Origin of the sequence: Bacillus sp. FJAT-14266, assembly GCF_001719225.1 — a bacterium.
GTDB lineage: Bacteria > Bacillota > Bacilli > Bacillales > Bacillaceae > Bacillus > Bacillus subtilis.
The window spans coordinates 990,066-1,010,188 of record NZ_CP017072.1 but is presented as its reverse complement, the minus strand read 5'-3'; the positions used below and the strand labels follow the sequence as shown (position 1 = coordinate 1,010,188).

General features: G+C 45.1%; 20 protein-coding genes and 1 riboswitch. Of the genes, 4 read left to right on the top strand and 16 right to left on the bottom strand.

Features of this window, described 5'->3' with window-relative positions:
* Nucleotide 1: 1 nt before the first annotated feature.
* Together fumC and BGM23_RS05210 are read right to left on the bottom strand one after the other, a co-directional pair.
* Nucleotides 2-1,390, bottom strand: coding sequence for a class II fumarate hydratase (gene fumC / locus BGM23_RS05215; RefSeq protein ID WP_003228523.1), 1,389 nt, complete (start codon nucleotides 1,388-1,390; stop codon nucleotides 2-4).
* A 66-nt stretch (nucleotides 1,391-1,456) separates the two neighbouring features.
* The gene (locus BGM23_RS05210) at nucleotides 1,457-1,642 is read right to left on the bottom strand and encodes a YvzF family protein (RefSeq protein WP_003244599.1); all 186 of its coding nucleotides are present in this window, start codon (nucleotides 1,640-1,642) and stop codon (nucleotides 1,457-1,459) included.
* 117 nt (nucleotides 1,643-1,759) lie between these two features.
* Between BGM23_RS05210 and gerAA the strand changes: the two genes are divergently transcribed.
* Genes gerAA through gerAC form a run of 3 tightly spaced genes read left to right on the top strand, consistent with a single transcriptional unit; the run spans nucleotide 1,760 to nucleotide 5,392 of the window.
* Nucleotides 1,760-3,208 carry a spore germination receptor protein GerAA gene (gerAA, locus tag BGM23_RS05205; protein WP_003243555.1) on the top strand — a complete coding sequence of 483 codons (1,449 nt, stop codon included), beginning with the start codon at nucleotides 1,760-1,762 and terminating at the stop codon, nucleotides 3,206-3,208.
* Nucleotides 3,177-4,274, top strand: a complete 1,098-nt coding sequence (gene gerAB / locus BGM23_RS05200; RefSeq protein ID WP_009968145.1) for a spore germination receptor protein GerAB — start codon at nucleotides 3,177-3,179, stop codon at nucleotides 4,272-4,274. Before gerAA ends, gerAB begins: the two co-directional genes overlap by 32 nt.
* The gene (gerAC, locus tag BGM23_RS05195) at nucleotides 4,271-5,392 is read left to right on the top strand and encodes a spore germination receptor protein GerAC (RefSeq protein WP_003243203.1); all 1,122 of its coding nucleotides are present in this window, start codon (nucleotides 4,271-4,273) and stop codon (nucleotides 5,390-5,392) included. Before gerAB ends, gerAC begins: the two co-directional genes overlap by 4 nt.
* A 7-nt stretch (nucleotides 5,393-5,399) precedes the next feature.
* On the opposite strand, the gene liaR is transcribed toward gerAC, so the two are convergent.
* The 11 genes from liaR to BGM23_RS05140 form a co-directional block, all read right to left on the bottom strand.
* Nucleotides 5,400-6,035, bottom strand: coding sequence for a two-component system response regulator LiaR (liaR, locus tag BGM23_RS05190; protein ID WP_003243201.1), 636 nt, complete (start codon nucleotides 6,033-6,035; stop codon nucleotides 5,400-5,402).
* Complete coding sequence (gene liaS / locus BGM23_RS05185) at nucleotides 6,013-7,095, bottom strand: two-component system sensor histidine kinase LiaS (protein ID WP_003244464.1); 1,083 nt, start codon at nucleotides 7,093-7,095, stop codon at nucleotides 6,013-6,015. The genes liaR and liaS overlap by 23 nt, the downstream gene beginning before the upstream one ends.
* Nucleotides 7,092-7,817, bottom strand: a complete 726-nt coding sequence (liaF, locus tag BGM23_RS05180) for a LiaRS two-component regulatory system accessory protein LiaF (RefSeq protein WP_014480832.1) — start codon at nucleotides 7,815-7,817, stop codon at nucleotides 7,092-7,094. The genes liaS and liaF overlap by 4 nt, the downstream gene beginning before the upstream one ends.
* Nucleotides 7,818-7,850: 33 nt before the next feature.
* Entirely contained in the window at nucleotides 7,851-8,723 is an 873-nt protein-coding gene (gene liaG / locus BGM23_RS05175) for a LiaG family protein (RefSeq protein WP_003244420.1), read from the bottom strand.
* Between the two features lie 100 nt (nucleotides 8,724-8,823).
* Entirely contained in the window at nucleotides 8,824-9,501 is a 678-nt protein-coding gene (gene liaH / locus BGM23_RS05170; RefSeq protein WP_003243047.1) for a stress responsive protein LiaH, read from the bottom strand.
* A 26-nt stretch (nucleotides 9,502-9,527) separates the two neighbouring features.
* Nucleotides 9,528-9,908, bottom strand: a complete 381-nt coding sequence (liaI, locus tag BGM23_RS05165) for a cell envelope stress-induced membrane anchor protein LiaI (RefSeq protein WP_003243447.1) — start codon at nucleotides 9,906-9,908, stop codon at nucleotides 9,528-9,530.
* A gap of 161 nt (nucleotides 9,909-10,069) precedes the next feature.
* A complete protein-coding gene (locus BGM23_RS05160; RefSeq protein ID WP_003244338.1) occupies nucleotides 10,070-11,338 on the bottom strand; it encodes an MFS transporter in 1,269 nt (422 codons plus the stop codon).
* A 176-nt stretch (nucleotides 11,339-11,514) separates the two neighbouring features.
* Entirely contained in the window at nucleotides 11,515-12,096 is a 582-nt protein-coding gene (locus tag BGM23_RS05155) for a cob(I)yrinic acid a,c-diamide adenosyltransferase (protein WP_003228501.1), read from the bottom strand.
* A gap of 22 nt (nucleotides 12,097-12,118) precedes the next feature.
* The gene (locus tag BGM23_RS05150; protein ID WP_080477788.1) at nucleotides 12,119-13,447 is read right to left on the bottom strand and encodes an ABC transporter ATP-binding protein; all 1,329 of its coding nucleotides are present in this window, start codon (nucleotides 13,445-13,447) and stop codon (nucleotides 12,119-12,121) included.
* A complete protein-coding gene (locus tag BGM23_RS05145; RefSeq protein ID WP_029725913.1) occupies nucleotides 13,447-14,508 on the bottom strand; it encodes a FecCD family ABC transporter permease in 1,062 nt (353 codons plus the stop codon). The genes BGM23_RS05150 and BGM23_RS05145 overlap by 1 nt, the downstream gene beginning before the upstream one ends.
* Nucleotides 14,471-15,415, bottom strand: a complete 945-nt coding sequence (locus BGM23_RS05140; RefSeq protein WP_046663939.1) for an ABC transporter substrate-binding protein — start codon at nucleotides 15,413-15,415, stop codon at nucleotides 14,471-14,473. The genes BGM23_RS05145 and BGM23_RS05140 overlap by 38 nt, the downstream gene beginning before the upstream one ends.
* A gap of 105 nt (nucleotides 15,416-15,520) precedes the next feature.
* Nucleotides 15,521-15,659, bottom strand: a riboswitch (cobalamin riboswitch).
* A gap of 152 nt (nucleotides 15,660-15,811) precedes the next feature.
* Here BGM23_RS05140 and BGM23_RS05135 point away from each other — a divergent pair.
* The gene (locus BGM23_RS05135) at nucleotides 15,812-16,603 is read left to right on the top strand and encodes an SDR family NAD(P)-dependent oxidoreductase (protein WP_046663940.1); all 792 of its coding nucleotides are present in this window, start codon (nucleotides 15,812-15,814) and stop codon (nucleotides 16,601-16,603) included.
* Between the two features lie 37 nt (nucleotides 16,604-16,640).
* Here the strand turns inward: BGM23_RS05135 and BGM23_RS05130 are convergent, their stop codons facing one another.
* From BGM23_RS05130 to yvrH, 3 genes are all read right to left on the bottom strand, one after another.
* Nucleotides 16,641-17,519, bottom strand: coding sequence for an SMP-30/gluconolactonase/LRE family protein (locus BGM23_RS05130; protein WP_029318419.1), 879 nt, complete (start codon nucleotides 17,517-17,519; stop codon nucleotides 16,641-16,643).
* Between the two features lie 71 nt (nucleotides 17,520-17,590).
* On the bottom strand, nucleotides 17,591-19,333 hold the full coding sequence (gene yvrG / locus BGM23_RS05125; RefSeq protein ID WP_046663941.1) for a two-component system sensor histidine kinase YvrG: 1,743 nt from the start codon (nucleotides 19,331-19,333) through the stop codon (nucleotides 17,591-17,593).
* Nucleotides 19,330-20,043 (bottom strand): two-component system response regulator YvrH, encoded by a 714-nt coding sequence (gene yvrH, locus BGM23_RS05120; RefSeq protein ID WP_003243545.1) that lies wholly within the window; start codon nucleotides 20,041-20,043, stop codon nucleotides 19,330-19,332. Before yvrH ends, yvrG begins: the two co-directional genes overlap by 4 nt.
* Between the last annotated feature and the right edge of the window lie 80 nt (nucleotides 20,044-20,123).

The following is a 20,123-nucleotide window of genomic DNA, read 5'->3' as shown; positions in this document are numbered from 1 at the left end:
ATTACGCCTTTGGTTTTACCATGTCTTCCGGCTTAACCATTTCGTTAAATTGCTCCTCTGTCAGCAATTCAAGCTTCAAAGCTGCTTCTTTGAGCGTCAATCCCTCTTTATGGGCAAGCTTGGCGATTTTCGCCGCGTTTTCATAACCGATATGCGGGTTCAGCGCCGTAACAAGCATTAATGAATTTGACAGGTTTTCCTGAATGGTTTCTTTATTAGGCTCAATACCGACAGCACATTTATCATGGAATGAATTCATGCCGTCACTGAGCAGCTGCACAGATTGCAGGAAGTTGTAAATAATAACAGGCTTAAACACGTTCAGTTCAAAGTTCCCCTGACTCGCCGCAAAGCCGATTGTCGCATCGTTCCCCATGATTTGCGCTGCGATCATTGTTAACGCTTCGCTTTGTGTCGGGTTGACTTTACCAGGCATAATGGAGCTTCCCGGCTCATTTTCAGGAATGACGATCTCCCCGATGCCGCAGCGAGGTCCGCTTGCGAGCCATCTGACATCGTTCGCGATTTTCATTAAGTCAGCCGCAAGCGCTTTTAATGCGCCATGCGCATAAGTGATTTCGTCATGGCTTGTCAGCGCGTGGAATTTATTCGGCGAGCTGCTGAACGTTTGGCCGGTCAGCTTAGTGATCTCTTCTGAGACAAGCTCTCCAAACTCTGGGTGAGCGTTGATACCCGTTCCGACAGCCGTTCCACCAATTGCAAGCGCACGCATTTTATCTGTCGCTTCCAAAATCATTTCCTTCGAACGGTCCAGCATGTGAACCCATCCGCTGATTTCCTGTCCGAGGGTCAGTGGCGTAGCATCCTGAAGATGCGTGCGTCCGATTTTGACAATATCATTGTATGCTTTTGCTTTTTCATCCAGTGTATTGCGAAGCTGATCAAGCGCCGGCACAAGCTGCTCGTAAACAGCCAAAACAGCGGCAACATGCATCGCAGTCGGGAATGTGTCGTTTGAGCTTTGGCTTCGGTTCACGTCATCATTTGGATGAATCGTTTGATCAGAGTTCTTCTCTTTTAATAAAGCAGTCGCACGGTTGGCTACCACTTCGTTCATGTTCATATTGCTTTGTGTGCCGCTTCCGGTCTGCCATACGACAAGCGGGAAGTTGTCATCGTACTTGCCTTTGAGCACATCATCACAAACCGCTGCAATCGCTTCTGCTTTTTCAGCATCCAGATTGCCGAGGCGTTTATTAGCTAGAGCAGTGCTTCGTTTTAAAATTGCAAACGCCTTCACAACACGCATCGGCATTTTTTCAGAACCGATCTTAAAGTTCTCCTTGCTTCGCTGTGTTTGGGCGCCCCAAAATTTATCAGCAGGAACTTTTACTTCTCCCATGGTGTCTCGTTCAATTCTGTATTCCATTTATGTATCCCTCCATAACGGTTGCTTCAATAGATCATAATTCGCCAATGACACAAAAAATCCTTTTTATTTTTCGATCTTGGCAGATTTTAATTTTAATTCAAGATATACGCGGGAATCCTTTGAATATTTGTATTTTGGATTTGTCCTGCCGTACTCCTTTGATGTATAAGAGACATCATAATGCTGTTCAAATGATCTAATGAGCTGTTCAATTTCTTCTTGTTTTCCAGCTAGCCTTACCTGTGCCACTTCGTATCCTCCGCTTTCATAAAAAAACTTACTCCATGAAATACTCTAACACAGTATATCATTTTTTTAACAGGAAAAGATAACCTCTACTAAGGTTTTGGATAAGAGGTGACCTCATTGGAACAAACAGAGTTTAAGGAATATATACACGATAATTTAGCATTGGTGCTGCCAAAATTAAAAGAAAACGATGATCTGGTGAAAAACAAAAAAATGCTTGCGAACGGACTGGTTTTTTACTATCTCTATTTCAGTGAAATGACTGATGAGAATAAGGTGTCAGAAGCCATTAAAACTTTGATTAAAGATGAGGAGACCTTAACGCTTGACCAGGTCAAAAAACGCCTTGACCAGCTTGACGCAAGACCTGTTGAAACTGCAAAAAAAACGATTGAATCGATTCTCAACGGCAATTGTGCTGTGTTTATCAACGGATTGGATAAAGCCTATATTCTGACCACAGGAAAGAAAAAAACAAGAAGCCTGACAGAGCCGACAACTGAAAAAGTGGTTCGCGGCCCAAAAGTAGCGTTTGTAGAGGATATTGATACAAATCTCGCTCTGATCAGACAAAGAACCTCTCATCCGAAATTGATCACCAAAAAAATCATGATCGGCGAAAACAAGCTGAAGCCTGCAGCCATTATGTACATTGAAGGCAAAGCAAAAAAGTCCGTCATAAAAGAAGTGAAGGCGCGGCTTAAAAATATCCAGCTGGAAGATATCCAGGACAGCGGAACGCTCGAGGAGCTCATTGAAGATAATAAATATTCACCATTTCCGCAGATACAAAATACGGAAAGACCTGACAAAGTATCTTCAGCCCTGTTTAACGGCCGTGTGGCAATTTTGGTCGACAGTTCACCATTTGTGCTGCTGGTGCCGGTTTCTCTCGGCATCCTGATGCAATCCCCGGATGACTACTATGAACGCTGGATTTCAGCATCTCTTATCCGGTCGCTGCGCTTTGCTTCTATCTTTATCACCTTGTTTTTGTCATCGATTTATATAGCACTTGTTTCCTTCCATCAGGGGCTGCTGCCGACCGCACTCGCCGTCACGATTTCGGCGAACAGGGAAAACGTGCCGTTCCCTCCGATATTTGAAGCCCTGCTGATGGAAGTAACCATCGAGCTGCTAAGGGAAGCCGGACTGCGACTCCCCAATCCGCTCGGACAGACGATCGGCCTCGTTGGGGGCGTAGTCATCGGACAGGCTGCTGTAGAAGCGAATCTCGTCAGTTCGATTATGGTCATTGTCGTCAGTGTCATTGCCCTGGCATCCTTTACCGTTCCTCAATACGGAATGGGTCTGTCTTTCCGGGTGCTGCGTTTTATTTCGATGTTTTCCGCCGCTATTTTAGGGCTATACGGCATTATTTTATTTATGCTTGTCGTTTATACGCACTTAACGAGACAAACGAGCTTTGGGTCTCCGTATTTTTCGCCAAACGGATTCTTTAGCCTGAAAAATACGGATGACTCCATTATCCGTCTCCCAATTAAAAACAAACCAAAAGAGGTGAATAATCCAAATGAGCCAAAAACAGACTCCACTGAAACTTAATACCTTTCAAGGTATTTCTATTGTTGCAAATACAATGCTTGGGGCCGGACTTTTAACATTGCCGCGAGCGCTGACCACTAAGGCTAATACGCCTGACGGCTGGATCACGCTGATATTAGAAGGTTTCATTTTTATTTTCTTCATTTATTTAAACACGCTCATTCAGAAAAAACATCAATACCCTTCACTCTTTGAATATTTGAAGGAAGGGCTTGGGAAATGGATCGGCAGCATCATCGGCCTTTTGATCTGCGGCTATTTCCTCGGCGTAGCCAGCTTCGAGACACGGGCAATGGCTGAAATGGTGAAGTTTTTCCTGCTGGAGAGAACCCCAATTCAAGTCATTATTTTAACGTTTATTTGCTGCGGCATTTATTTAATGGTTGGGGGCTTAAGCGATGTGTCGCGGCTGTTTCCCTTTTATTTAACGGTAACCATTATTATTTTGCTGATTGTGTTCGGGATCAGTTTTAAAATTTTTGATATCAATAATTTGCGTCCTGTTTTAGGCGAAGGCCTTGGACCCATTGCAAACTCCCTTACCGTCGTTTCCATCTCTTTTTTAGGAATGGAAGTGATGCTGTTTCTTCCTGAACATATGAAGAAAAAGAAATACACGTTCAGATATGCGTCTCTAGGATTTCTGATTCCGATTATCTTATATATCCTTACGTATATTATCGTTGTCGGAGCTTTGACCGCTCCCGAGGTGAAAACGCTGATTTGGCCGACTATTTCTCTCTTTCAGTCCTTTGAGCTTAAAGGCATATTTATTGAACGGTTTGAATCCTTTTTACTGGTGGTCTGGATTATCCAGTTTTTCACCACATTTGTCATTTACGGATACTTTGCCGCTAACGGGCTAAAGAAGACATTTGGATTATCGACTAAAACAAGCATGGTGATTATCGGCATAACGGTCTTTTATTTTTCTCTCTGGCCGGATGACGCCAATCAAGTCATGATGTATAGCGATTATCTTGGCTATATTTTTGTCTCCCTGTTTCTGCTTCCGTTCATTCTCTTTTTCATTGTAGCTCTCAAGAGGAGGATTACAACAAAATGAAAATCCGGATTTTATGTATGTTTATATGCACCCTATTGCTGTCCGGATGCTGGGACAGTGAGAATATCGAGGAATTAAGCTTAGTGATCGGAGTAGGGCTAGACAAGCCTGACGATGAAAATTTAGAGCTGACACAGCAAATTCTCGTGCCGAAAATAATCAGCGCCAAGGAGGGCTCTTCATCTGATCCGACACAGCTTTCTATCACAAAGGGTAAAACTGTCCATCAAATGATGAGAACCTCTGCATTAAAGCATAAGCCTACGTTTTCACAGCATTTGCGTCTCATTCTGCTTTCCAAAAGCGTGATTGCGGATCAAATTGGAATGGACGCCATTATTAACCAGTTTGTCAGAGACAACGGAACAAGGAGGAGTTCCTACGTCTTTATCACCAACGGCCGAACTAAGGATATATTTAACATGAATGATGAAGGCGAACCCGCATCCAACGTGATATATGATCTGACAGAGAATAATAAGGTGACGATCAGAACGATGGAGCCAGTTACATTGGGGGAGATCTCAGAACACTTAACCTCTGACGATTCATTCCTCATCCCTCATGTCGGTAAGGAAAACGGCAAGCTCGCGATAAACGGAGCCTCTATCATAAAAAATAAATTATGGCACCGGGACCTCACCCCGATTGAGGTTCAAAATATCAGCTTATTTTCAGGCACTGTCGAGGGAGGCGTCATTGACTTGAAGCGCGATGGCCATCTCTTTTCTTATGAAGTATATTCAAGCAATCGGAAGATCAAGACGGCATACAAGGACGGAAAGTTCAAATTCACCGTTACCCGCAATATTGAAGGTCGTCTATCTGAGGACTGGAATCCCAATGAAGACTCGTTTAAGGATTCATATATTAAAAGTATTGAAAAGACAGTCGAAAAACGAGTACACGAAACAGTAACGTCATTTATTACAGAGAAGCTGCAGAAAGAGATCAAAGCGGACGTAACCGGGCTGGGAAACGAGGTCAGAATTCATTATCCTCAAAAGTGGAAAAAGATTTCAAGAAAATGGGATGATGATTATTTCAGCAATGCGGAAATAGACTACCGGGTCAATGTGATTGTCAGAGACTTCGGAACGAAAGGCGCAAACAAATAGCAGCCGCCTAATTCACGAGATGATTTCGGTGTGCGTACACCGCCGCCTGCGTCCGGTCACTGACATCCAGCTTTGATAAAATATTCGTAATATGTGTTTTGACTGTTTTAATCGTAATAAACAGTTCCTCGCCTATTTCTTTGTTTGTCTTTCCTTCTGCGATCAGGCAGAGTATTTCGAGCTCCCGTTTTGTAAGCGATTCATGCGGGAGCGCGTTTTCACCTGAGTGGCGCAGCCTGGATAATACTTTTCCCGCCACTTTTGACTCCAGCTTCGGCTCTCCCTTGCTTGCGGCGCGGATGGCATCGGCGATTTCTGCCGCTTTTGAGGTTTTCAACAGATAGCTGAGCGCGCCAGCTTCAATAACCGGGTACACTTTGTCATCATCAATGAAGCTAGTGAGCACAATAATTTTCGGGTCGGAAAGCTCCCGGCAAATTTGCTTTGTAGCTTCAATGCCATCCATGCCCTCCATGACAAGGTCCATTAAAATGACATCAGGCGACAGTTCCACAGCAAGCCGAACACCTTCGCTGCCGTCCGATGCTTCGCCGATGACTTCAATATCGGGCTGCGCCTCCAAAAAAGCCGCGAGCCCCATTCTGACCATTTCATGATCATCAATCAATAATACTCGAATCACGTTCGTTCTCTCCTTTTTCTTCCGGAAAAATCGGGACCTTCACTTCGATTTGGGTGCCTTTTCCTTCTACTGAAATCACTTCGGCGACACCGCCGATTTCACTTGCACGTTCTTTCATAGAATTCAAGCCGTATGAGGATGCTTTCACCTGGTCCATTTTAAAGCCTTTTCCATTATCAATCACCTTCAGACGGAGCTGGCTGTTCTTTATGCCCAGAATCACGGTTACTTTTGACGCTTTTGAATGTCTAAATACGTTTGAAAGGGCCTCCTGCACGATTCTGAACAAGTGGTCTTCAACACCCTTGGATATCGCTGTGTCCTGTATATCCCACTCAATATCAATCGGCTGCTTTTTTCGGAACTCGTCCAAAAGCTCCGTAAGGCCCTCCTTCAGCCCTTTTCCTTCAAGGGTAACAGGCCGTAAATGGAGCAGCAGCGCCCTCATCTCATTTTGGGCTTCGCCTGCCATATGCTCGACCATCCTGATCCGCTTGACTGTTTTGTCATCAGCATCCTTGACATGTTCCAGCACGGCTGATGTCATCATCGATATGGCAAAGAGCTGCTGGCTGACCGCATCATGAAGATCTCTAGCCAATCGCTGGCGTTCTTCTGAGATAACCGACTTCTTCATTTGAGCCTGCCATTCCGCACGTTCATTGGAAAGTTTCTGGAGGGATGCGACTTGAAGCTCCACGCGCTTCGCCATTTCGTTCAGCTGATCGGCGGCCAGGCCGATTTCATCATCACCGAGCGGCGGTATCCGATAAGCGAAATTGCCGTTTTCAAAGGTTAAAATGGATTCAATTAATGTATCAATCCTTGTCTTCAACCGGTTGCCGTACATATACCCTGAGGCGAAACCGACGGTCACGCTGATCAGAAGCAAAATCAGGATAAACGGAATTCCGAACCAGCTAGATGACAGCAAAACAAGCGGATCGAGCCGATAGTAAAACATCATAAAGGAAATCAGGCAAACAAAAAGGAGCAGGCTGATTCCCGTTGTCATGCGGATGGCGCGCCATTGGAGGCTGGCAAGCATTTTTTTTCTCATACGTACTTCACATCCACATCACCGATAAATAAGGAAACGGACACTTTTACCCGGCGCTTTGACTCGCTAAAATCAGTTGACGCGGCATATACCTTCGTGCTTAATCCGCTTTTCTTCGAGCCGATCAGATTAATGTCTCCTATAAAAACAGCCGAGCTGACAGCCACTTCAAGGTCCGATGGTACATAAATATCAACGTTACCAATGACTCCGCTAATGACGATTGTACTTTCTCCCTCGGGAATCATCGCTTTAGATAAATCGATTTTGATATCACCGATAAAACCAGAGACATTTAAATCATTCAGGTCAAACGGCTGCTTCATCATTTGCAGCTCACCGATAAAAAAGCTGCGCATGTCGGGATGTTTTACATCTTTTGGCGGATCATGATGTTCTTTTTTATTGAGATTGACCTGTTTCTCATTCGGTTCAAATATCGGCTTCCCTTTGATAAGCCTGTAGCCGGCGTAAATCAGAAATGCGGCAAACGCATAGCCGAATAAATTAAAGGTGATGCTGAAGAGGTTTTTCAAAAATAGAAACGCGGCAAAGATATACATGACGGAGCCAAGCCAATCACGGGAATATTTTTTAAGGAAATAGCCGGCAATCAGAAAAAAGAGCGGCCAAAACAGCAGATCGCCTATTCCGATAATTTGCAAAAACATACTGATGCCGAATAAAGCAATGATCAATCCGAGAAGCTGTTTTTTTGTCATTCCTGGTGTCCGCCTCCTTTCTTCTGCCTAGTGCTACCGTATCGCTAGATCCCCGCTGTCCGTTTTGATGTCGATTGGATGCCGGCCGCTTCCTTGCGTGCCTGTGATGTGATGCTGTTCTTTATGTCCTTTATCAGCAAATGAATACGGCGAACTGACGTCACCGCTTGCTGATAAAGCATTGACTGCAAAGCTGCCATTTTGGGGAAGGCTTACATTAGCATCACCGCTTGTCAGCGTGACAGATACGGGACCGGTTACCTTTTTCAATACAGCATTAAAATCTCCTGAAGTCATTTTCACATCAAGAGAGCCTGATACATGAACCAGATTTGCGTCCCCTGAAGCTAAATCAATGCCGGCTGTTTTGGAGACGGTATTTGAAATGGAAACATCCCCCGATGATGCCTTCACTTTCAGATCTTGAATGCGGACGTCCGTCACGCTCGTATTTCCGCTCGCAGATACTGCGTTCAGCCCGGAAAGCGCAAGATGGTCATTCCCGGCCACAGACACGTCACCGCTTGAGGTTCGTACTGCCAGATCACCTTTATAATCATACGGAAGCCTGACGATAAGAGTTGAACGGTTAAATCCATTCAAAAATTGAAATTCTTTTTCCTTTACGGTCAGCTCCAGTTTTCTTTTGTTTTCAGTAACAAATAACTTTCCTGAGTCTCCTGAAATGCCTGCCGATATGTCACTTCGTTCTTCCGCTATAATCCGGACATCCTTGCTATCCGACTCAATGACCATGCTGTCAATGTCCCGCGGCGATGCGCTGGCTGAATCAGCTTCTGTGCCATTTATGAAACCTAGGCCTGCAGCAAACACATCTTTTACGACGACGGCGAAAAAAACCAGAATACCGGCAGTGATCAACAGTTTGCCAAGCATTTTTTTCATTCGGTTTCATCCTTCTCATTCATTCTATTATAAAGGAAAAGCTTGCGAATTGATACGTGCGGAAGGGAAGGACTTGACCGCAAATCCTTCCCCGTTCCGCTTATTCATTTGCCGCTTTTGTCTGGTCTGATTTTTGCAGTGAAAGTGTCCGCATTTTTTCAATCTCCGCTTCCACATCGTCTGCGAATTCTTTACGTGTAAGTTCTGTGCCGGCTTCCGCTGACTTTGAATAATTCGCGCGGATTTCCATTTCTTCAATACGATTTTCAATACGTAAAAATTCACGATACGCGCTTTCACTGTCAATTTTGTCAAATGTCGTATTCATATGCTCTTTAGCTTTCGCCGCATTTGCCCGCGCAATCAGCGCCTGTTTTTTATCCTTTACGTCCTGAAGCTTTGTTTCAAGTGCAGCCAGCTGCTCTTTCAGATCAGCCAGCTGACTGTTTGCCTGTTCATAGGAAGCTTTATGCTCAGCCGCCTTCCCTTCTAAATACTTCATTTCAGTCAGCGCCTTTTTCGCCAGTTCTTCTTCACCTGCGTCAAATGCGAGCTGTGCCTGATTTTTCCGTTTGCCAGCCACTTCAGCGGCTTCTTCATATTTTTTCTTAAATTGATAGGCAATCGTGTGCTGTTTCACAATTGTTTGCTTTGCTTTTGCGATGTCGCTTTCCATATCGCGTACATATTGATTCAGCATCACCTTTGGATTCTCCATTTTATCAAGTCCTTCATGAACTGACGCAACAAACATGTCTCTGATTCTTTTTAATACCATACCTGATTCCTCCTAATATATTGATATTATTTTTTCTTCAAAAATTCTTCCCATTCGTCATCAAAGTGAGATTGGTAGGCAGCAGAAGCCGGTTCAGGATCAAAAGATGATACACCGTTATCAGCTGATCCGTTTTTCATCAGCTTCCAGCCGTAATACACCATAGCGGCCGCCAATGCGATTCCGACGACAAACGGAAGTGAGCAGATGAGCATAATGGCTCCGATACCGCCCACGATGATTCCCGTGATGGTTTTTCCCGCGGCAAACCTTTTGATTCCTGCGTATGTCATCAAGCTCCCGATGGCGAGCGGGATGATAAAGCCGAAGCTTCCTCCTCCAAAAAAGACGGAGATCCCAAATACAATTAATAAGAATCCGCCTATTGTTTTCTTGTTTATTTTCATGCAGATCCTCCTTTCGTTTTCCTTGTCTTCATCTTATACAAGTTGGAAGATATGCAAAACGAATCAGAGATTGATTTTTATATAAGACCGGAGTCGTATCTCGCACCGGACCCATTGGCACAAAAAAACGCCATGCACGAGGCATGGCGTTTTAAAACCCTTTACAGATGAACACTTGCTTCCCTTTCTTTAATTAGGTCGGACCTTTCTGCTTTGGCCAATTTTGTAAACAGCAAGATTCCGATACCCGCAATAATTTCGACAATCCCACCGACAGCGATCACTTTACCTGAGCCGAAAGCATTAGCGGCATACCCGCAAATGACAGCTCCGGCAGGGATCGAAATATTTGAGATCATATGTATAACGGCGTAAACCTGCGGCTGATCCTCACTATCCACAGACGTCTGGATAATCGTGTACTCAGGAACATTAACAGCACTGACTGCGGCACCAAAGGTAAAAGCAGCGAAAAAGACGAGCGGCAAAAAGGTATTCATCCCGGTAATAAAGAAAGCAAATCCTTCAATAATGCCGGCAGTGACGAATAACAAGCCGTACCTGTTTACCTTGACTTTCGCCAGCACAAACCCTAATAAAAACGCGCCCGCGGCGGTGGTGGCCTTTAAAAGCGAGTATACGATCGGCTGGCCGTTTAAATCTTCCGCAACGTATACGGCAGAGAGCGCTTCCCATGGGGCAGCCGCGAAATTCATAAAGATACAGTAAATGGCGAGCGGATATAAAATCTGGTGTTTTCTGACGAGCCTAAAGCCGCGTTTCAGTCTTCCGATATATGTGCCTCTCTGTGTAACAACCGCAGACTCTGATTGAGATTCAACCGCAGTGTACTTAATAAAAAGAACGAGAAAACCTGACACCAAATAGAGCACAAGTGCGATAAGCATGGTATAAGAAGGACTAATAAATGTAAGAAAAGCGCCGCATAATGTGACAGCCCCAAGCCGGACAATTTGAGCGGAGGATTGCAGCACAGCGTTTGCTTTTTGAATGCCCTGTTCATTGACGATTTGAGGAATCAAAGCGATAGAGGCGGGATTGTAGGCAGCTCCAGTAGCTGAATGCACAATCATAAGCGTCATGACAAACCACAGCGGAGAGAAGCCCGCAAAATGACATAGAGGGATAATCAAAACAATCGCCGCCCTTGTCAGATCTGAAAAGTACATCCAAAATTTCAGCGTGGTCTGTTTCATAAAAGGCCCCGTCACAGGCGCCAGAACGGCTTCCGGCAAAAACGTGACAGCAATCAATAAAGCAGTGCCGATCGCACCTTTGCCGTCATAAATTAAAAACCATAATATTGAATTAAATGCGAACATATCGCCGGATATCTTGACTATTCTTGAGAAAAACAGATAATTGAAATTTCTCTTCCAGATGCTATCACTTTCAATTAAATTCACCATCCATCAGAGCCCCCCGTTGCCTATTTTTTACATCTATTTATTACAATATCTCATTTTTCCATTTTTCAGTCAATAATTCATAAGGTTCATTTTTTGTCGTAAAATGGGAAATTGACAGAGTGAAAAACAAAAAAAGCCGGCATGTATTTGAACACGCCGGCTTTCCTTTTCACTTTTTATGATTCGCTGCTGTTTCGGTCCCGAAACACAATGGCACTTCTTTCATATTCTACATCGCCAATACCGCTTCTTGCATTCACAACCCGGGCGGCGGCAAAGAAATAATCGGACAGACGATTGAGATAACGCAGCACTGTTTCATGAATCTCCTCCGATTTCATCAGCGCCACCACTCTTCGTTCTGCCCGCCTTGTAATGGTGCGTGCGATATGGAGAAGCGAAGCACACTTTGATCCGCCTGGAAGAATAAATTTCTTCAGTTCCGGCGCTTCTGCTGTATAGGCATCAATGCGCGTTTCTAAAAAGGAAACAGATTCTTCCGTTAGTTTATAGTCTTTTCTTTCTGTGACGATTGCCAGATCGCCTCCGCAGTCAAACAGCTCATGCTGGATGGTCAGCAGCTCGGCTGTCAGATCTTCAAAGCCGGGCTGCCCGGAAAGCTCTGCCAAAGCAAGCCCGATAAAGCTGTTAAGCTCGTCAATCGTGCCGTAGCTTTCGACGCGTAGGCTGTCCTTGTCCGTTCTGCCCCCGACTAAGCCCGTTTGTCCCTTATCGCCTGTTTTTGTATATAGTTTCATACCCTGAATCTCCTTTACAGACTTATTCAAACAACTCAGCAGCCTCTTTTATACATTCAGCTGTCCCTTTCTTTATCAATTGGTTCAGCCGCTGTTCTATGTTTTCTGATTGCTGAGTTTGAGTCGCGGCGATGAGAATATCACCTGTGCCTCCTCCGTCTCCCAGCACTTTCGTCCGTTCTGCTTCGGCAGCCATAAGAGCTTTGATGAAGAATTGATCTGCCGCATAGCCGTTAATCAAAATCCAAATCGAAAAGCCGGTCTGAACGCATATGAAAACGGATAACTCTCCGTCTTCATATGTTCGATACACGAAACGGTCAAGTCTTTCTGAAGAAGCCATCGCACACGTCTCCTGCAGTTGAAAACCGCTTTCTGAAAGACAGGCCGTAAGTCCTTCTATCGGATCTGGCTGATCTGGCAGCCGTTTATGGATCAGCGTCCTGCTCCACGAAAACCCTGCACCGATAGGCGTGGAGGACAATGTTCGAAGCGGGATTTCCGTTTGCAGAAGAATGTCATCACGCCCCGCTTGGAGCAATGCTTCAAATGGGATAGACTGCCGCTTCACGCTATCTTTTTCAGGCTGAATCACAATCATCGGTTTAGGTGAGCTTTGATGAACCAAGGCGGTGACATCTGTATCGTACACCGCCTTTATGCTTTGTTCTGTAACAGCATATTCCGGTTTTTGCTTAGGCCCGGCGGTACCGTTTTTCATAAACATGAGCCCATCACAGTACAGGCTTGCGGTGTTCAGATCATGAAAAACGCTGACAGCTGCCAATCCGCTTTCTCTCGTCAGGCGTTTGATCAGATCAAGCAGGTCTTTTTGATAAGCCAGATCGAGAAAATTAGTCGGCTCGTCCAAAAATAAAATACGCGGCTGCTGCGCCAAAGCTTGTGCCAAATACACCCGCTGCTGTTCCCCTCCGCTTAGTTCGCGAATCGGCTTTTGCGCAAAATCGGCCACTCCTGTTTGCTCCATTGCTTCCTGTACAATGGCTTCACCCTTTTCAGTCTGCTGTCTGAACAGCCCCGTTTGGAATGGATATCTGCCAAAGGCTACAGTTTCTTCGACAGTAAAGGTGAAGGCTTGATCCATTTTTTGCGGCAGGACAGCCATGATTTGCGCCAGTTCCTTCGGTTTATAGTCCGCCAGCAGTTTTCCGGCCAGATAAACGCTGCCTTCCTTGGCCGGCAGCGTACCTGTCAGCAAGTGCAAAAGCGTGGTTTTTCCGCTTCCATTAGGGCCAAGAATTCCGAGAAATTCTCCCTTCTCCACGGTTAAGCTGATATTGTTAATTAGGCGGCTGTCGCCGTATCCTCCCGACAGCCCTTCTGCCTTCATCATAAGCTTCTCCCCCCGCGGTGCTGCCGAATTAAAATAAGAGCGAACACAGGCGCTCCCGCCAAGGACGTAATGATCCCGATCGGCAGTTCAATCGGCTCAATGATGGTTCTGGAAAGCAGGTCGGCTAAAACGAGAAATCCTGCCCCGAGCAAGGCGGACAGCGGCAGTAAATGCCGATGGTCCGTTCCCCACAAAAGCCTTGTGATATGCGGAATCACAAGGCCGACAAAGCCAATCGTACCCGATACTGCCACAGCGCTTCCCGTCAAAAGAGATCCGGCTATTAGAATCAGCATCTTCCTCTGCTGAACGCTGACTCCAAGAAGCTTTGCTTTATCTTCTCCATATGTCATCACGTTCAGTTCCCTTCCGTTTATAATCAATAAAATGGTTCCCAAAAGAAAAAACGGGAGAAACAAAATAACATAGCTCCAGCCCCTCATTGAGACGCTGCCAAGCAGCCAATGCACAATCGGAAGCAGGTTGTCTCCTGTCAAGGCGATGATAAGAGAAATAAATGCGCCCAAAAAAGAGTTGGTGATGACACCGGTCAAAATGAGGGTGGAAACAGACATCGAAGCATGAACGAGGCGGCTGAAGAAAAGGACTGCCGCCATCGTGGCAAGTGCCGCGGCTACACTCACAACCGGGAGTGTAAACTCTCCGATGACAGGAAGGTGCAGACCTAAGAACAGAGTCACAACAGCTCCGACTGAAGCACCGGATGACACACCTAGCGTATAGGGATCAGCAAGTGGATTTTTCAACAATCCTTGAAAAGCGGCCCCTGCAATAGAAAGAGCCGCCCCCACAAGGGCGGCCAGCACAACTCTCGGCAGTCTGATATTCATCATAATATTAGTGTACATCGGATCATCAGAACCGATAGAGCCGCCGAAACCTTGATGCCAAAAGATACGAAAAACAGCGGGAATAGGAATATGCAGGCTGCCGCAAGAAATTCCTAAGATGATGCTCACGGCTAAAAATGAGAAACCAATGATATATGCGGCATAACGATTATTCCTTAAACGTATCCGGGTAAATGCTTTCCGCAAGTTCTTCGACCCCTTCGATCAGACGGGGACCGGAACGTGTCACAAGATCAGGGTCCACATCATATACACGATGATGTTTCACAGCATTGATTTCGCTCCAGCCATCGCGTTTTTCCACAGCTTTCGCTTTCACACCGTCCGTTGTAACAATTGCATCAGGATTGAGTTTTACGATCGCCTCGTCTGTCATTTGCACCCATCCTGTCTGATCCGCAGCTGCGTTTTTAGCATGGATGACATTCAGCATTTCATTCATAAACGTATCTTTTCCGGTTGTATAAATGTCAGGATCAGGAGAAACCTCGATAAATACGCTTTTCTCCTCGTCTTTTGAAATGGTTTTCGCTTTTTCTTGAATATCCTTTAGATCTGATTTCATGCTTTTCACGAGCTGATCGGCTTTTTTCTCCGCCCCGCCAGCTTCTCCGATCATTTCGATTGATTTGTACACCTCGGAGAATGATTGTGCATCATTGACAGTCAGCACTGTAATGCCCGCGTCCTTCAGCTGTTTGATGGCATCCGCTGATGCTGACATGGAAGACTCATGGGCCAGAACGAGATCTGGTTTTAGAGAAATGACTTTTTCAACGTTTACATTCATATCTCCGACTTTCTCAACCTTTTTGACTTCCTTTGGATAGGTATCGTTTGTGGTGACACCGACCACTTTGTCACCAAGGCCAAGTGCGTATGTAATTTCTGTGTTGCTCGGCATTAATGAAACAATCTTTTTTGGCTCTTTTTTGATGGTTACATCTTGGTTTGACGCATCATCAATGGTGACAGGAAACGCTTCTGTTTTTTGTTTTGTCTTTGAATCCTTCTGATCCGCAGGATTGCCGCAGCCTGCCAGCATAACAGCAGCCAACAGGAGCGCAGTCCATATCCCGGCTCGTTTTTTCATAATATTTTCCTCCTAAACGAACTAAAAAAGCATCTCTACGACGGTAAAGATGCTGTAAACAACACAAAAAAGCCTATTGTTTACACATCATCTGTCCTCGCAGAATTCGTGCTGATCAAACAGGCAGGTATCCTGGCTCTTGGCGCTTGGCCAATTACAGTGGCGGGACCGCACCGGCTTTTACCGGTTTCCCTTTTAAGCCGGCTGTTGTTCACGGACCGGCACCTATTTGACATTCGTATCCTTTTTTCGGAGTAATTATACTATATGACTGACAGGCTTGTATATGTGTCCTGAATGACTTTTCCCCGTATTGTGTATGGGAGCAAAATCCTCGTAAACACTAAATTTGATCTTGTATACTTAATACCACATCAATCAAAAGGAATGATTCTTATGGATTTACAGCTAAAAGACAAACTCGTCTTAATCACCGGCTCGACGTCCGGCATCGGGAAAGCCGCCGCAAAAAGCTTTCTGCAAGAGGGTGCGGCAGTCATTGTCAACGGACGCAAACAGGAGACTGTCGATCGCACCATTGAAGAGCTTTCTGGCTATGGAACAGTGCACGGTGCTGCTGCCGATTTGTCAAAAACAGATGAAGCAGCGGCTTTTATCGAAAAAGTAAATGAAATCGGTGATATCGATATCCTTGTCAACAACCTTGGTTTCTTCGAGGTAAAAGACTTTGCAGATGTGACAGATGAAGAGTGGAATCAATATTTCGAAGTGAACGTGATGAGCGCCGTTCGGACATGCCGTCACTTCCTTCCAAAAATGCTTGCCAAAAACAGCGGCCGTATTTTAAATATTGCAAGTGAAGCAGGCGTCAAACCGCTGCCAACGATGATTCCATATTCAATGACAAAAACGGCGCTGATCAGCCTTTCAAGAGGAATGGCTGAAATGACAAAAGGCACAAATGTGACGGTTAACTCAGTGCTCCCGGGACCTACTTGGACAGAGGGCGTGGCATCCTATATGGAAGGCGCCGCACAAGCAGCCGGCCAGGATACAGATACATTTATCAAAGACTATTTCAAGGTCAATGAGCCAACTTCGCTTATTCAGCGATACGCGACAGCAGAAGAAGTCGCCAACACAATCGTATTCCTCGCGTCTGACGCCGCATCCGCCATTAACGGCACGGCACAGCGTGTGGAAGGCGGCATTATCCGTTCTCTGTAGTATAAAAAAACGCATCCGTGTTTCGGATGCGTTTTTTTTATACGTCTCCAGCAAATGGTACCGGCTGATATCCGCCTGTTTCCAGTTGTGCTGAAAACAATCCTCCAGCGTGAGGCTGCTCGTATCTCTCTTTTTCTGTCATTTGTTCTGTTGCCGTTGTAATGTAAAGGGTTTTTAAGTCTCTGCCGCCGAACGCGCAGCACGTGACATATTTAGCCGGCACGCTGATTGAATTGATTTCTTTTTTCTGAAACGGGTCAATGTGAACAACGCGGCTGCCGCCAAACAGCGCCACCCACAACATGCCATTTTGGTCAATTGTCATGCCGTCCGGCAATCCGTCTGACTGATCAAAACGATAGACAGGTTCTGGATTCAAAACATCTCCGCTTTGAGGATCATAGCTGTAACGCACAATCTCCTGCGTCGGCGTGTCGATGTAATACATCAAATTCCGCTCGCGGTCCCAATCCAAACCGTTTGATGTGGAGACTTGATCCTTGATTTTGACAAGACTGCCGTCTAGATTCAAACGGTACAGCGACGCCTGTTTTTGCTCGCCTTCCATGCTCGTCGTCCCCGCCCAAAGCCTTCCGTACGGGTCACATTTAGCATCATTAAATCTCAGGCTCTCATGCATGTCCTTCGGCTGTTTAATTTTTTCCAAGCTGTCATCCCGAAGATGATACAGGTAAAACCCGTCCTTCATCGTCATAATCAGTTCATCCTTTGAATATTTCGCAAGCGCCGTCACAAAGGATTTGAATTTGATTGATCGGTTGATTTTTTCTTCAGGGTCAAAGATGTGGAGCTCGCTCCCCAGGATATCAACCCAATATAAACGGCCGTTTTCTTCATCCCATAATGGGCCTTCACCAATCACTGCCCGAGTGTCTGCTTCCAATACTGCATCCATGTGTTACACCTCTTTAGCTTCAGTCTATATATTGTTATTCCCGGCAAAGAGGTGTCCAAACCACTTGATGTTTATTGTTTTTTAAAAAGGATGGTAATGACCGTTCCAATGTTCATTCTGCTGTTCACATGTATCGTTCCGTTATGCAGATGGACAAGCTCCTTGGCAATCGCGAGCCCGAGACCCGTTCCGGCAGTTGAATCTTTTGTGTTCGTCCCTCTGTAGTAACGGTTAAACAAATGGGTAATCGTTTCTTCATCCATTCCTTTCCCATTGTCCTTCACCTTTAAAGATATATGATTTTTTGTTTGCTCCAGAATGACTTGAATCTCTGTTCCTTTGCCGTTGTGCTTCACGGCATTCCCAAGGAGGTTTTCTAATATGCGCCTGAACCACGCTTCATCAAGGGCAAATTCAATATGCTCTTCTTTGGATACAAACGAGATATCATAGCCTTCAGAAAACGGATTTTTCTTAAAATCCTCAATGACATTTTTAAAAAACGGGATAAGGCTAGTGAGATTTCTCTCAATAGGAAGAGCATCATTTTTCAGCCGATACGTTAAATTTAAGTCTTCAATCAGCTTAGACATGTATTCAGATTTTTCTCTGACAACCTGCCCCATTTCTTTCACTTCTTCCGGCGACCAGTCATACTGCTTCGACTCGAGCATCATGCTGTAGCCGTAAATGCTGCTGAGCGGTGTTTTTAAGTCATGTGACAAACCGGCAATCCATTCTTCCCTTGTCGCCTGGATTTTTTCTCTGTTTCTTTTATCCCTTCTCAGCGTTTCAGTCAGCTGATCCATTGATTCAAATATCTCACCGAAGAAGCGGTACGGCTGTTTGATTTTTCCCTTTTTATTTTTGCTGACAGGACGGCCTTCCCGGTTTCTAGGTTCCTCAAGCTTCCCTTTTGACAGATTGACCAGCCATCTAATCGTGTGAAAAATCGGCAGCCCGAATCGGAACATATACCAAACGGTCATCCAAATGATATACATGAACAAAACGGCCATCACGAGAAACATCGCTTTTAATACAACCTTCAGGAATGATTTGTTAAACTCCTGATCGGTTACATAAACTGGGTTTGGCACCGTAGCGACCATCCATCTGTCTTTATTGAGGATCTTAACGGAAATTTCCCGCTTATAGTTCCAAGGCTTAGAGCTGTATTTAAGCAGCTCCAGCTGGTTCATCGTTTTTCTTTCGCTTTTTGTGCTGTTGATGCTGTCGAGAATCTTTCCATTGCTGTCTAACAGGTAAATGGCGCCTTTTTTCCGTTTAATATAGTCGATGGTACTAGACTTATAGTGCGCTAGTGAGTCTATCTTTTGTTCGCGCTTTTCAACGGAAGTCAGGAGCTGTTCACTTTTTGATTTCCAGCCGGACAATAGAAGATACGACTTATCTTCAATATTGATGGCCCAATAATTCAGTTTATAGTTATGAAGCTTTTTGGTTTTATAAATAGACAAAAGCTCTTTCTTGGTATAGGTGCCAGGCACGTCTTTTGGCACGCCGTAGGAATAATCAGTGTTTCCTTCCGAATCAATGATTTGCATCCAGCCGTGCTGTTTATCAACAGATTTCTTCAGGAAATTATCCACTTCCCATGTCCCGTCTTCGTTTACATCGAGATATGCCTCAAGTGTGTCGGTCGTTGCCTTCGTCAGCCCTGAATTGGATTCCGCATCGCTAAAACGAGCGTCTAAATAGAAAAACGACGCAACAAGCATAACCGTAAGCAGCAGGATCACAATCAGCATCTGGCCGAAAAAGTGAAACAAAAACTTCCATCTTAACCTCATGACCGCTTGCCTTCAGGATTTGGGATAAAACGATAGCCGAGACCTCGAACGGTTACAATATACTCCGGATTGCTCGGATCGCGCTCAATCTTCTCCCTAAGCTTGCGAATATGAACCATGACGGTGTTGTTGTCACCGTAGGAAGGATAGCCCCATACTTTTTCATATATTTGATCTTTGGAAAGCACCACGTTAGGGTGTTCACAAAAATACTGCAAAAGCTGCAGAAGCTGGGCTGAACAGGCAACGGCTTCCCCGCCTACGATCAACTCGGCATTTTGCGGAGAAAAAGTAAAGTAATCATATGTGTAGGTTTGATTTGAACTCGTTTCTTTCGATTGATATGTACGCTTGAGATGCGCTCTGATCCGCGCCGCTAATTCCAGCGGATTAAATGGTTTTGTGATATAGTCATCAGCTCCAACCGCAAAGCCCGATAATTTGTCCGCGTCGGATGATCTTGCCGTCAGGAAAAAAATCGGAGCGTCTGAATACTCTCTGATCAATGTGCAGGCTTCAAAACCGGACATTCCGCCCATCATGACATCCAGCACAATCAAGTCAACCTTATTGGCCTTCACAACGGGAATCGCTTCTTCTGCGCTTGCCGCATCCAGTATATTTCGATAACCTTCTTTTTCGAGAACGCGTTTGATCATGTCCACAATCGCTTTCTCATCGTCTACGATTAAAATTGACGCATTTTCCACTTTTATGTTCCTTTCTGTCACTGTTTTTTTCATCTTATCATTATATCGTTTATTTATGGTACATTTTTGAATACATTGGA